General features: G+C 47.1%; 12 protein-coding genes and 1 riboswitch. Of the genes, 8 read left to right on the top strand and 4 right to left on the bottom strand.

The window, feature by feature from the left end; genetic code table 11:
• Window positions 1-11: 11 nt before the first annotated feature.
• The gene (locus BLS15_RS21795) at window positions 12-656 is read left to right on the top strand and encodes a metal-dependent hydrolase (RefSeq protein ID WP_021253674.1); all 645 of its coding nucleotides are present in this window, start codon (window positions 12-14) and stop codon (window positions 654-656) included.
• Window positions 657-816: 160 nt separating this feature from the next.
• Here BLS15_RS21795 and BLS15_RS21790 read toward each other — a convergent pair whose 3' ends face one another.
• Window positions 817-1,695, bottom strand: coding sequence for an AraC family transcriptional regulator (locus BLS15_RS21790; protein ID WP_021253675.1), 879 nt, complete (start codon window positions 1,693-1,695; stop codon window positions 817-819).
• Window positions 1,696-1,906: 211 nt separating this feature from the next.
• Between BLS15_RS21790 and BLS15_RS21785 the strand changes: the two genes are divergently transcribed.
• Window positions 1,907-4,117 (top strand): GH92 family glycosyl hydrolase, encoded by a 2,211-nt coding sequence (locus BLS15_RS21785; RefSeq protein WP_028531494.1) that lies wholly within the window; start codon window positions 1,907-1,909, stop codon window positions 4,115-4,117.
• 107 nt (window positions 4,118-4,224) lie between these two features.
• Here the strand turns inward: BLS15_RS21785 and BLS15_RS21780 are convergent, their stop codons facing one another.
• The gene (locus BLS15_RS21780; protein WP_028531495.1) at window positions 4,225-4,899 is read right to left on the bottom strand and encodes a DUF1232 domain-containing protein; all 675 of its coding nucleotides are present in this window, start codon (window positions 4,897-4,899) and stop codon (window positions 4,225-4,227) included.
• Between the two features lie 342 nt (window positions 4,900-5,241).
• Here BLS15_RS21780 and BLS15_RS30075 point away from each other — a divergent pair, with 342 nt between their 5' ends.
• Together BLS15_RS30075 and ytaF are read left to right on the top strand one after the other, a co-directional pair.
• Entirely contained in the window at window positions 5,242-5,454 is a 213-nt protein-coding gene (locus tag BLS15_RS30075; protein ID WP_021253678.1) for a DUF3973 domain-containing protein, read from the top strand.
• Window positions 5,455-5,531: 77 nt separating this feature from the next.
• Entirely contained in the window at window positions 5,532-6,173 is a 642-nt protein-coding gene (ytaF, locus tag BLS15_RS21770; RefSeq protein ID WP_028531496.1) for a sporulation membrane protein YtaF, read from the top strand.
• A 122-nt stretch (window positions 6,174-6,295) separates the two neighbouring features.
• On the opposite strand, the gene BLS15_RS21765 is transcribed toward ytaF, so the two are convergent.
• Window positions 6,296-7,216 (bottom strand): DMT family transporter, encoded by a 921-nt coding sequence (locus BLS15_RS21765; RefSeq protein WP_028531497.1) that lies wholly within the window; start codon window positions 7,214-7,216, stop codon window positions 6,296-6,298.
• 103 nt (window positions 7,217-7,319) lie between these two features.
• A riboswitch (FMN riboswitch) is annotated at window positions 7,320-7,499 on the bottom strand.
• Window positions 7,500-7,737: 238 nt separating this feature from the next.
• Between BLS15_RS21765 and BLS15_RS21760 the strand changes: the two genes are divergently transcribed.
• The 4 genes from BLS15_RS21760 (at window position 7,738) to BLS15_RS21745 (ending at window position 11,409) form a co-directional block, all read left to right on the top strand.
• Window positions 7,738-8,919 (top strand): GNAT family N-acetyltransferase, encoded by a 1,182-nt coding sequence (locus tag BLS15_RS21760; RefSeq protein WP_028531498.1) that lies wholly within the window; start codon window positions 7,738-7,740, stop codon window positions 8,917-8,919.
• Window positions 8,920-9,075: 156 nt separating this feature from the next.
• The gene (locus tag BLS15_RS21755; protein ID WP_021255013.1) at window positions 9,076-9,387 is read left to right on the top strand and encodes a hypothetical protein; all 312 of its coding nucleotides are present in this window, start codon (window positions 9,076-9,078) and stop codon (window positions 9,385-9,387) included.
• A 119-nt stretch (window positions 9,388-9,506) separates the two neighbouring features.
• Window positions 9,507-10,289 (top strand): delta-lactam-biosynthetic de-N-acetylase, encoded by a 783-nt coding sequence (gene pdaA, locus BLS15_RS21750; protein ID WP_028531499.1) that lies wholly within the window; start codon window positions 9,507-9,509, stop codon window positions 10,287-10,289.
• Between the two features lie 190 nt (window positions 10,290-10,479).
• Window positions 10,480-11,409, top strand: coding sequence for a DMT family transporter (locus BLS15_RS21745; RefSeq protein ID WP_021255015.1), 930 nt, complete (start codon window positions 10,480-10,482; stop codon window positions 11,407-11,409).
• 117 nt (window positions 11,410-11,526) lie between these two features.
• Here BLS15_RS21745 and BLS15_RS21740 read toward each other — a convergent pair whose 3' ends face one another.
• Window positions 11,527-12,603 (bottom strand): lactonase family protein, encoded by a 1,077-nt coding sequence (locus BLS15_RS21740; protein ID WP_028531500.1) that lies wholly within the window; start codon window positions 12,601-12,603, stop codon window positions 11,527-11,529.
• Between the last annotated feature and the right edge of the window lie 53 nt (window positions 12,604-12,656).

Genomic DNA, 12,656 nt, shown 5'->3' with positions numbered 1-12,656 from the left:
AAGGAGATTGTATGAAAGGTTCAACACACCTTAGTATCGGTGTGGCTATCGGAGCCGCAGCTGCGGCGCATTACCCGTTCTCCATTCAGAATGCGTCCATCTACCTCGCAGTTGCTGCGTTATCTGCGCTAAGCGCGGATCTTGATGGCCCAAGCATACTAAGCAGACGAATTGGCAAGGCTGCCAAACGGGTACATACTCTATTGATGTGGCTTGGCGTATGCTGTGCTGCAGGTGCCATCTATCAATATGGAGCGAATGGTTCGTTAAGCCAAGAGGCCATCGTTCTTACAATTGTCGTGCTTCTGCTCGGATTTGTAGCGAAGGAAGGGTTAATTCGCAACATCATGGTCAGCTGTGTCGGTGGGAGCATGCTCATAGGCGGCATCCTGCTTGGATGGAGCTGGCTCATCGGCCTGGGCGTATTCGTTGCCTGGGTGCCATGGCTGAATCATCGGGGATTATCCCACACCATTTGGGCTGCTCTTTTATGGGGAGCTATTGGCTGGGGATTAGAACAACACTTGGAGCTCGAAGGAATTGCGCTCGTATCCTTACTTGGCTACGGTTCCCATCTCATTGCAGATACCTTAACCCCTCGTGGTGTGAAGTGGTTTTATCCACTATATAAGCGGTCGATTAAGCTGCGTCTGTAATGGCGCTGTCTCTTAGACGGTCAACCCGTTCCGTATCATGACAATGATGTGATGTCCCATGCAACTATGTTAATAGACATCCATAGCCTTCATCATTAACTAGGCGAGGAGCCTCTAAGCGGTTGTACAATAGTACTTATCGCGATAGAGGCTCCTTTTCTCATGATTTTAGTAATGCGATATGATTTTGTTGTCGGTACTTCGTTGGACTCGTCTCCATTCGATTCTGGAATACCCGATTGAAGGTCGGATATGAACGAAACCCTGCCTCAAATCCTATTTCCGTTATCTTCATATCCGTACTGATTAACAAGTTGCAAGCATGTGCCACTCGTATCCGCTCTAAGAAGGAGTAGTAGTTCTCTCCGACCATTTGCTTGAAGGCCGTGCTAATATAGGACGAGCTGTAATTATACTTTTGCGCTAAGGACTCAAGCGTAATCTCTTCTTTGAAATTTTGGTATACATAGTAGACAACCTCCCACATTCCCCTTCGCAAATGATCCTCGCCAGTATGGGCGCCCTCATGAAGGTGGGAGATACGATATCGGTCGAACCACACGAATAGCTCGGTAAGCTTCGCAAGATAGATCATCCGGCTCCAAGGCTTATGCTCCTGCATTTCCTCAAACATGTCTTGAAGCAGCAGATGAATGCGCTCAGCGGTGCTTGGATCCAGATGGTATGTCGTATTGCTGTCGCCCTCTGCGCCTTTGAGCAAGCTGTGAAGCGCAAGCAGAGATTCTCCAGCCCCAAAGAAGGCCTTCAGCCCAATTGCCCCAACATACAGCTTCAGCTCCTCACCTTCCCGTATATCCAACTCGTGAACCTGATGTGGGAATACAAGGGTGAAGGTTCCTGGAGTGAGCTCCTTCTCTACCCCATTGATTAGCTCCTTGCCTGAACCCTCTATGACGTATGTAAACTCAATAAAATGATGCACATGTGCGGGAACTGATGCTTCAAGATGATGGATCTTCAATGTGAACGGAAAGTCTCCGTATATCTCCTCATCCCCCTGTAAATTGTATGGATACATCCGCTCACCACCTCTTATCTCTTCGATTGTTTGTCATGATTATTGTATCATAAAAATTGAGAGTTTTTTTAAATTAATGATAGGAGATAAAAATGATTATGTCATATAATACATTGTGTAAGTCATATTTGATATAACATTTCACAAGTTGTGTCTGATGGGAGTATCCATTGCTCCTCCAGCGCAACTGTCTACAAAGGAGCGAACACCGATGAGCTTGCTATCTCACGTAAACCCACTACAAGGTACGGATTCGATATATCCTTATTCCAACGGGAACACATTGCCGCTTATTTCCCTGCCATTTGCTATGAATGCATGGAGTCCACAGACGACTGAAGCTGGTGGCGGCTGGTTCTTCAACCCGAATCACAATCGATTTGAAGGCATTCGACTTACCCACCAGCCGAGCCCTTGGATTGGAGATTACGGACATATGACATTTATGCCGCAATCCGGACCATTGAAAGCTTGGGCACCTGAGCGTTCTTCCTCTTTCCGCAGACAGGACATGATCGTGCGTCCTGACTATTTCAAGGTTCGGATGCTGCGCTATCAGGCTACATTGGAATTGACGCCAACGACGCGCTGCGCAAGCATGCGTCTGACCTTTGACCGTCCTGAGCAGTCTCGTCTAATCCTGTCTCCATTCCCTGGTGAATCTTCGATGAAGATTGATCCGAAGAACGGTACACTGACAGGCTACACGACGGCTAAGGCTGGAGGAACCCCTGACAATTATCGCATGTACTTCGTTGTGAAGTTCGACTGCGCAATCGATGCAGATGCAAGCGGATTGACAAACCATGAATCCAAGCCGGTTGCTGGCTTGTCTGGTACAGATGAGCGCCTCGGTGCATATGTAGGACTGCACGTGCCAGCCAACCGTATTGTTCACGTCCAGGTAAGTACTTCTTTCATCAGTGAAGAACAGGCCTTCATCAACCTCAATCGCGAAATCGGCGAGCGCAGCTTCGATGAAGTACAGAAGCTGGCTGCAGATGTATGGGAGAAGCAGCTAGGCGTCATTCAGGTCGAGAGTGATGACAAGGACAAGCTGGATACGTTCTATACTTGTCTGTATCGGACTTCCCTGTTCCCACATCAAATCCATGAATTTGATGCGAATGATAAGCAAATCCACTTCAGCCCGTACAATGGAAAGATTGAAGATGGCCCTCTCTTCGCAGATATTGGATTCTGGGATACGTACCGTACTTCGTTCCCGCTGTACAACCTGCTCTATCCGTCCTTCATGAATGAAATGATGCAGGGCTGGGTGAATGCTTATAAGGAAGGCGGATGGATGCCGAAATGGGCTTCCCCAGGTGAGCGCAGCATGATGCCTGGTACGTTGATCGACGTCAGCTTCGCAGATTCCGTAGCCAAAGGCGTTACTGGTTTTGATGTTGCCACTGCCTTCGAAGGTTTGTTGAAACATGCGATGACTGTAGCGGATGATCATCGTGTAGGACGCAAAGGAATGCAGGAGTACTTGAAGCATGGCTTCTTGCCTGCTGACATCCATACCCATGAGAGTGTCTGCAATACACTGGATTATGTGTACGGTGACTTCTGTATTGCACAAATTGCGAAGCATCTGGGACGTGATGCGGAGTATGCGCAATTGATGGAACGTGCCCGCAACTACAAGCACCTGTATGATCCAACAATCGGTTTCATGCGCGGTAAACTCGAAGACGGAAGCTGGCTGGAGCCGTTCGACGCTACAGAATGGGGTGGCCCTTATACGGAAGGTGGAGCATGGCAGAGCAGCTGGGCTGTGCAGCATGACCTTCTTGGATTGGCAGACCTGATTGGCGGACGCGAGAAGTTGAAGGAGCGATTGGATGCCTTGTTCGCAGCAGATCCAGAATTCAAGGTAGGGTCCTATGGCTTCGAAATTCATGAAATGTCGGAAATGGCTGCAATTGACTTCGGTCAGTTCGCGATCAGCAATCAGCCAAGCTTCCATATTCCATATGTGTATACTGCGTTAGGCTACCCATCCTTGACTCAATATTGGGTGCGCAAGACGATGGACGAACTGTTCAGTGCTCAGCCTGACGGCTTGCCTGGCGATGAGGATAACGGCAGCTTGACAGCTTGGTATGTATTCGGTGCAATGGGCATCTTCCCTCTTACACCAGGGGTACCGCAATACGTACTAGGGACACCAATGTTCAAGAAGATGACTGTCAACTTGGACAACGGCAAGCAGATTGTCATTGAGGCACCGAACAACTCTTCGGAGACGAAATATGTTGCAGGTGTACAAGTAAATGGCGAGCACGTATCCAACCTGTATATTGATCACGATCAGTTGAAGAATGGGGCCTCGTTGTCCTTCACGATGGCAGCAGAACCGCAGCAGCAGCAATATGAAGAGACAGCCCTGCCATATGCAATGTCAAGAGCATAAGGATGTCATATCGTCTCGAACGTAATTAAGCTCGTTGCGTAGATATTAACGAACAAGAATGAAACAAGACTAGGGGTGCTCCGGTCAACATCCGACCTGGAACACCCCTATTTCTCTACAATGCGCTCTGCAGCCTGAAGGGCCGTCAGTCTCTCCATCGCCAACTGCACTGCCATCACATCATCAATATATCCAATTGGGAACAGATAATCTGGAATAATGTCTGCCGATAAAATGAAATACAGCAGTGCGCTCCCTAATACGGCACGTTCTTCTACTGTTCCTTGTTCGCTGCAATATTGGGTGTACGTATCATTCAATTGATCGATAAATGGTCCCCAACCGCTTACTTCCTTCACCTTGGCATGGAAATTGTCGCGAATCATTCGATCTCCTTCATTGGTTTGCGCGTATTGCTCGTATTTATCCAGTTCTAGACGTACATGCTCCTTCGTGAATGGATAATCAAGCAGCTGTATGGACTTGAGTATGAATTGAAGGCTATCCTCCTGTAATTCATCTCCAATCGGTACCACTGGTACCGTGCTCAATTTGCCGAACTCGACGCCAACCGCCTCCATGAGCTGTTCAACGGGAATTGATAAATGCTTGGAAAATGAAGTTAGATGGTGTATCTTAGCGGGCTGCTTGCCGTTAATAATTCGAGAAATCGTAGCGGTATCCATTCCAGTCCGCTCCCCCAATTTGCGCATGGAGAGCGAATGCTCCTTCATCGATTTTTTCAACATGTCACCGAGTGGGTTGTTCTGTTCGATGGTTATCACCCCTTGTCGCAGTCATATTCTACTGCCCATTCTCGCTCTGTTTATGACATGTATATGCACAAGTTCGCCTAGCCTACCCCATAAATTTGACATCAACGTATGACCAAGTTTGAATGAGGAAGGCCACAGATGTAGACAGATAAGCATTCATTGCAACCACCTCAACACATCTCCCATCAGCATGCGGTTGATTCTTATCACAGGCCAATCAGCTTGCTGTTGATTTTTTTTCAACATTTCGGCGATTCCGGTTCACAACTCTCAACATCGTGACATATGATACCTCAACAGTGCTGCAAGCGGCACCGGATTATACCCACAATAAGGAGTTGAACAGCTATGTATTACTGCCTGCAATGTTCCAAAGTCCATCAAGAGGATGGCACATCGGTAGTATTTCGGAATGTGTTCTATGTAGATGAGATGAGCAAACGCAAATTCCAGCTTGGAGATTGTCATTCGAACCCCCCCCTGCCCTATTCAGCAGGAAGTGAGCATCAGCTAGTGTTCGTGCCTCCGAGGGAAACTGTGCTGCAGATGCTTCACGATTGACAGGACGGCAAATGACATTCAATAAACAACCATTTATTACTTCGAATCAAGGGAATTAACCAAGGGAGAGATTCATCATGCAATGGATTATGATTATAGGATTAGCAGTCGCTTCGAGTATAGATAATTTAGGGGTGGGAATATCGTACGGAATACGGAAAATACGAATTGGAGTGCTTTCGAATCTATTCATTTCGCTCATCTGCTTCATTTTCAGTATGGCCGGTCTCATGTTCGGTCAATGGATATCGCAGGTTCTTCCTGGTATACTGCCTACCTTGCTTGCCGCACTCATCCTGCTTATTGTCGGCATCCGCATTGTTCTACTGACCTCTCACCATGGCAGCTCGACGGAGACCACAGCAGTAGAAGCAAGCAGTGAAGCTAATTCAAGCTCTTCACTAGAACGAATGCTGCAGAGACCAGAGGAAGCGGATAAGGATAAATCGGGGACGATTAACTTATGGGAAGCAGCTGTGCTTGGTGTTGCACTGTCTGCCAATGCGCTTACAAATGGCCTAAGTGCTGGACTTATCGGATTATCACCGCTCGCCATATCCCTAACCGCAGCGATCGGCAGTTTTGTCACATTGTGGCTGGGTGCCGTGCTTGGGCAGAAGATGGCCAACATTCGCATAGGACGCTATACAGTAGGACAATTCAGCACGGTGCTAAGCGGAGCTATCATCATTCTTGTCGCTATCAATTCCTTCTTCTAACCTAACTAACATAAGAGACCCTGTCTGCTATGCGTTCAAGGCATAGCAGACAGGGTCTCTTATCATTTATGGAAGACGATTGACAGCAACTTCATTAAGAATCATTGCACTGCCACCGCCGATTAATTTTGTCTTGATACCATATACAACGCAATCCAGATGAGAACGAAGCCTGAAATTTGCGCTGCAGTGACCGCCTGATGGAACACGAACCAATTCATCATCATCCCTACCAATGGGAATGACAACTCAGCCAGAGTCGCATATGAGGCCTTGGTAGTCGATAGACCGCGATAATACAGCAAGAGACTAACCAATCCTGGAAGAAGAGCCTGCAAGAAGATGTAGAACGACAGTGTCCCCCATTCTGATGCGGCGAAATTCCAGCTTGGTGACTCCCATGATGTCAGCACGATGAGCAGAGGGAGTGCCATCAAAAATCGCAGCGATGTGACCGTCTCATATTCCATTCTGTCGAGAAGCAACCGTCCCATAACTGTGGAACCGCCCCATAGGAACGCTGCTCCAAGTGCCAATAGACTGCTGAAGCCAATGACTTCATTATAATGCCCAATTGGCAAAGACCATCCAAATGTCAATAAATACGTACCGATAATAGCAAGAATAAGCAGTAGCGAGAAGCGACGCGGAAGCGTCTCCTTCAACAACAGCCGCGCTAAAATAATTGCAAAGACTGGTTGCAGCTTCTGCAGCAGCAGTACGCCATTCGCATCACCATGTGCAAATGCTTCGGTAAACATAATGGTCGCTACTACTGAGCCGCCCCATGACAGGAACAGCAATGCCAGTACATGCTTCCATGTGCAGTTGCGCAGCTCTTTCCGGTGCATCCATAACACCGGGATCGCGTACAAGGCGAGCATCAGATGCTCAATCAATACAATTTGGGTCGAAGTCATAGACTCCATGACCCATACCCGGAACAGTGGGCCAATTCCCCACAGTGCCGCTCCCATCGCAACGAACCATACTCCTCTCGCGGAGCTGCTCATGCGTGTGTCGGCCTGGATACGATGTTCCATATTCAATAACCTCCAAGGTTGTTGAATATAGGATCTAGACATGCAGAAGAGAAAAATTCGCATTAGACCTGTTGTTGTATGCAGTTGTACCAAACAACGTGTGCGAGATCTTCTTCCATCCGGACTATACCGTCGGCCTTGGCTTTTCACCAAGTCAGTCGCTGTTCTCCGTTCGATGCTTACATGTTACAAGTAACCGAGTAAGCGAACAACGAGTCGCGGGCTCGGGTGCAGCTGCACCCATACCGCCGGTCAGGAATTTCACCCTGCCCTGAAGATCCATATTCAATCCACATAGTAGCATGCTGTTGCTTCCTTGACATGCCCTGACTTCATTATATCTAGATTTTCAGATTGAGCAATATGACATTTCGCATTTTCATGAAAGTTTTCACCATTTGCATATATTACCATCCCGACTTTTCAATCGACCCTTCTTCATTCAATCGTTGCATCCCTGTCTATTTCATCTACAATAGATCATATACAGCGGCACAATCATTTATTGAGGGGGATTGTCAATGTCAATTGTCCGTTTGAGCAAGGAACAGTTTACTGAAGCCATATCGCTATCCGAGTATGCTTTCCAGTACAGCGTTGATCCTGAAGACTATGATAACTATTTGCATAAGTTGGGGAAACATGAGATTTTTGGTGTGTACGATGAAGGCAAGCTCGCTGCGAAGCTTCATATCCTTCCTTTTCACATCTATATCGGCCAGAATAAGCTGAAGATGGGTGGAATCGGTGGGGTTGCCACCTATCCTGAATTTCGACGCAAAGGATATGCCAAGCAATTGCTGCACCACTCACTGCGCGTGATGCAGGCCGCTGGAACTTCTATATCCATGCTCTATCCTTTCTCCATCCCCTTCTATCGCAAAGCAGGCTGGGAAGTATTCAGCGACCGCATGACTTGCCAATTTACCCGTCATGATCTAATTCCATTGAATCCTGAACTGGCAGGCATTGTTCGCCGCTTTACCAAGGATACGCATTCTACTGATATTGAAGCGGTATATGACGCATGGTCATCACAGCATTCAGGTATGGTCGTTCGCGATCACGAATGGTGGCTTGCTCACTATCATCATCGCACCGCGGCGGTCTACTATAGTGAGCATTCGCAGCCTCAAGGGTATATGTTGTATGAGATAAAAAATAATGCTATGCATGTACATGAATTCATGTGCGTTACAAGGGATTCTAGACAGGGGCTATGGAATTATATTTGTCAGCATGATTCTATGGTAGAGCAAGTAAATATGCGTCTTTGTGAGAATGAGCGCCTGTTTTTCGCCTTGAACCTTCCACGAATTGTGCGTACCATACAACCTTTTGTCATGGCACGAATTGTAGATATTACATTATTTCTACAGCAATATACGTTTGCACCTGTACCTGCACACCCTCCCCTCTCTCTGTACATAAGTGACGACCAGGCTCCGTGGAATAATGTAGTCATTCAATTTGAGAACGGGCAAGCTGCTATTCACTCTCACAATGAGAAGCAGGTTCGTACCACTGTCAACACGACCAACACCCTGTCCATGAACATTAGAGCACTCACAACTATGCTGCTAGGTTATCAGCGACCATGCGAATTATTCGATAACGGATTTATTGCAGGTTCCATCAACAGTATTGAAACTCTAGAGCAGTTCGTTCCGCGACTTCATCCATATATATCCGACGCTTTCTAAGCTAAGCGAGTAAGTAAGTATGAGCATTCATCTCCCAATGGCATTACAGTCCGATCATTGCAACGTCTCTCCCTCTCAATTGAGCAATAGGATTGAGAATCACAATTCATCTTCGTTATAATAAGCTGTATGAATCTATGTAAGGGAGTTTTTGCAATGACGCGTAGTGCAGTAGAACAACAAATTATCGACAATTATGAGCGGGATGAGCAAATGATGATTCTTATCTTTGCACAATGGTGTGTGAACCATGATCTTGATCCAGCCGAGCTCTATCATCGCGCATACCCGAAGCAGGGCGACAACTATCGATTGCAGCAGGCAATTGATCTTACGGTTCCGAAGGAGGAGGCCGGACCGATCCCTGACGACACTTTGTTCGCCGTGCTGTCCATGTACAACAACGAAGATCTTGCCTTCGTCGTCTCAGAAGAGTTGGAGAAGATGAAGCAGTCTAACAACAAATAAGGATTACTTGGATTCGCATTAGGAATGCATAGGTATCAGTGCGTATAAGTTTACTGCAAATATGGAATAGTAAGCCATGATTGACCGATTCTAACCTACATCAAGGAGTATATTTGCATATGAAACGCATTCTGATTGCCACTGCTCTCCTCTGCTTGCTTGCCGCAAGCATTCAGCCAGCCGCATACGCCGGACAGGGTCCCGCATTCCACTTTGGATTCAAGAAGAGTGTAAACGGCAAGCTTCCTTCGATTGACGAGGAAGGCTTCAAACCGACGATTGAGAAGCACGGAGCTATTTTTCTCGGAGATACAAACAAAAAAATGATTTACTTAACCTTCGATAACGGATACGAAAATGGATACACGGCTCAAATTCTGGATACGTTGAAGGCGAAGAAGGTTCCAGCCATCTTTTTCGTTACCGGACATTATGTAAATACGCAGCCAGATCTACTGAAGCGAATGATTAACGAGGGACATCTGATCGGCAATCACTCGTGGAGTCATCCGGATATGACCACCATATCGGATGAGCAGATACGAACCGAACTGGATAAGGTCAAACAGGCGGTATCAGCTGTCACGGGCAAGCAGGATATGCCTTATCTGCGACCACCACGTGGTATCTTTAATGACCGGACTCTAGCCATCACGAAGAATATGGGGTACACGAATGTATTCTGGTCCGTGGCTTACTTGGATTGGGATGTCAATGCCCAACGGGGAACGAGCTATGCATATGATAAGGTTGTAAAGCAGCTTCATCCTGGAGCGGTCATTCTGCTCCACTCCATATCGAAGGATAATGCCGGGGCCCTTGGCGCCATTATTGACGGTGCACGTCAACAAGGATATGAATTTGCAAGCCTCGATCAACTCAACGTACAGCAATCCAAATAGAAACAATCATTACTTGTTCAACGCAAGCTGATGAGCGCAATTAAGGGCTGGGGACGGTCATTCGTCCCACAGTCCTTTTTTTTAGGTTGATAATCATGATTTTTATTTCAAGTTGGGGGCAGTTGGTGTATACTAGCACATTGTGATTACCATTCATTCATTCATTCATATACCGAGGTGTCTTCTGCTCATGTCATCAAGAAAATCATCGCATCTGTATGCCCTGCTCATCGTAGGAATGATCGCAATCTCTTTCTCGGCCATTTTTGTGAAATGGTCAACTGCCCCCGCCGCTGTCATTGGCATGTATCGTCTCCTGATAACGAATATCGTGCTTCTGCCATGGGCGTGGTCATATCGATCCGAATGGAGCTCTGTCCAGCGCAATGATTGGCTGCGTCTGTTCCTGTCAGGCTTCTTCCTCGGTTTGCACTTTCTCTTCTGGATGGAGTCGCTGCGCTATACGACTGTAGCGAGCTCGACCGTTCTGCTTGCCTTGGAACCCATACTTGTAATGGCCGGATCATTCTGGATTTTCAAACAACGAACGACGAGAAATTCATTAATTGGTGTCGGGATTGCTTTATGCGGCATGCTGCTCATTGGCTGGGGTGATATGGCCATTTCCGGGAGAGCGTTATATGGAGACATTTTATCTATCCTTGGTACGATTTCGGTCGTCATACACATGCTGCTAGGTCAGGATTTGCGACAGCGCGTCTCGTCTTACGTCTATAACTTTACCGTTTTTCTCGTAGCTGGTCTGGCGTTGGCTGTCTACAACCTTTCCGCAGGCTACTCCTTTATTGGATATGAAGCTAGAGAATGGCTCTTATTCGCATTAATGGCTGTCATCCCAACCGTGCTTGGACATATGCTGTTCAACTGGTTGTTGAAGTACACAAGCGCCACATCGATTTCGATGAGCGTGCTCGGCGAGCCTGTAGGTGCTACCGTTCTCGCGTGGCTTCTATTGGGAGAATCATTAACGACTACCCAATTTATTGCCTGTGTGCTTCTCATTGCTGGGGTATGGATATTCCTCATGAGTGAACGACGGGCGAACCACTCCACTCCAGCTGCAGCAATGGACCCGAACACGACTCGTTCGGTCTCCTAATCAACTACATCCCATTCAATCGTATCATTCAACTGTTAACGACAAAAAAGCCGATGCTCGCAGATGCGAATATCGGCTTCTTCTAACCTTCCGGTTTATCTAAACGCTAGAGAGAAATTACTTCTTGACGTACACCGGCTTCACACATACCGGCTTAGACACCTCAACAGACTGCCCTGTACTCGTGAGCTTGCCAGTCGAATTATCTACACGGAATACGACAATATTGTTCGCATCTCGATTAGCAGCCAGCAAATACGCTCCTCCAGGTGTCAATGCAAAGTGACGGGGATGACCTCCCTCTGTTGAAACAAATTGTACAGTCGTCAATTTGCCAGTGTCAGGCTGTACTTCGTATACAACGATACTGTCGTGTCCACGATTGGATCCATACAAGTACTTTCCATCTTCTGAAATGGCGATCTCTGCACAATAGCTCTCGCCATCGAAGTCCACAGGAAGTGTCGACACCGTCTCAATCGCATGGAGCTCACCATTGCTCGCGTCGTATGAGAACACACTCACCGTTGAATTCAATTCATTGATGACGTAGACGAATTGACCATTCGGGTGGAATGTCAAATGACGCGGCCCAGATCCTGCTGGAACCTCATATTCACCGTGCGGAACAAGCACGTGGCGCTCCTTATCTATGGAATAGCACTTCACCCGGTCAATCCCCAAGTCAGACACGTAGATATACTTCTCATCTGGACTGAAAAATGCAGAATGCGGATGCGGCTGGTTCTGATTCGGATGCGGGCCATGGCCGTGATGCTGCTGTACATCAAGCTGGCTTCCTACTTGTCCATCTTCTAGGAGCTCTACCAATCCAATGCGGCCGCCATGATAGCTGGCAACAATCAGGTAACGGCTCTGAGAGTCTCGTTGAATATGGCATGTCGGAGCATCAAGTGAGAAGGCGCGGTTCAATTGCGTCAGCTTGCCTGAAGCTGTATCTATTGCGAAGCTAACTACCTCCGCAGTCTTCGAACCATCTTCAATGACACATTCTCCAATGGAATAGAGCTTCTGCTGATCAACATCGACATTGATGAACGTTGGATTTTTCAACCCTGCTGCTTCATCCAGCTTCGTCAATTGACCAGTCTTCTCATCCATCGAGTATACATAAAGTCCAGAAGAATCTGCTTCAGCATACGATCCAACAAACACTAACATACGTTGTTCCATGTATGTAACTCCCTTCGGTGTTGTCCTTATGTAATATAGGAACTGATATTGTG

Origin of the sequence: Paenibacillus sp. cl6col, assembly GCF_900102125.1 — a bacterium.
Lineage (GTDB): Bacteria > Bacillota > Bacilli > Paenibacillales > Paenibacillaceae > Paenibacillus_B > Paenibacillus_B suaedae.
The sequence above is the reverse complement of the archived record's forward strand: the minus strand, read 5'-3'. Positions and strand labels throughout refer to the sequence as shown.

Bases quoted from the DNA above. Each gene is read 5' to 3' on its own strand.
- BLS15_RS21760 (WP_028531498.1), top strand. From the start codon at position 7,738: ATGTCAATTGTCCGTTTGAGCAAGGAACAGTTTACTGAAGCCATATCG.
- BLS15_RS21740 (WP_028531500.1), bottom strand. From the start codon at position 12,603: ATGGAACAACGTATGTTAGTGTTTGTTGGATCGTATGCTGAAGCAGAT.
- BLS15_RS21785 (WP_028531494.1), top strand. From the start codon at position 1,907: ATGAGCTTGCTATCTCACGTAAACCCACTACAAGGTACGGATTCGATA.
- BLS15_RS21790 (WP_021253675.1), bottom strand. From the start codon at position 1,695: ATGTATCCATACAATTTACAGGGGGATGAGGAGATATACGGAGACTTT.
- BLS15_RS21755 (WP_021255013.1), top strand. From the start codon at position 9,076: ATGACGCGTAGTGCAGTAGAACAACAAATTATCGACAATTATGAGCGG.
- BLS15_RS21745 (WP_021255015.1), top strand. From the start codon at position 10,480: ATGTCATCAAGAAAATCATCGCATCTGTATGCCCTGCTCATCGTAGGA.
- BLS15_RS21795 (WP_021253674.1), top strand. From the start codon at position 12: ATGAAAGGTTCAACACACCTTAGTATCGGTGTGGCTATCGGAGCCGCA.
- pdaA (WP_028531499.1), top strand. From the start codon at position 9,507: ATGAAACGCATTCTGATTGCCACTGCTCTCCTCTGCTTGCTTGCCGCA.
- BLS15_RS21765 (WP_028531497.1), bottom strand. From the start codon at position 7,216: ATGGAACATCGTATCCAGGCCGACACACGCATGAGCAGCTCCGCGAGA.
- ytaF (WP_028531496.1), top strand. From the start codon at position 5,532: ATGCAATGGATTATGATTATAGGATTAGCAGTCGCTTCGAGTATAGAT.
- BLS15_RS30075 (WP_021253678.1), top strand. From the start codon at position 5,242: ATGTATTACTGCCTGCAATGTTCCAAAGTCCATCAAGAGGATGGCACA.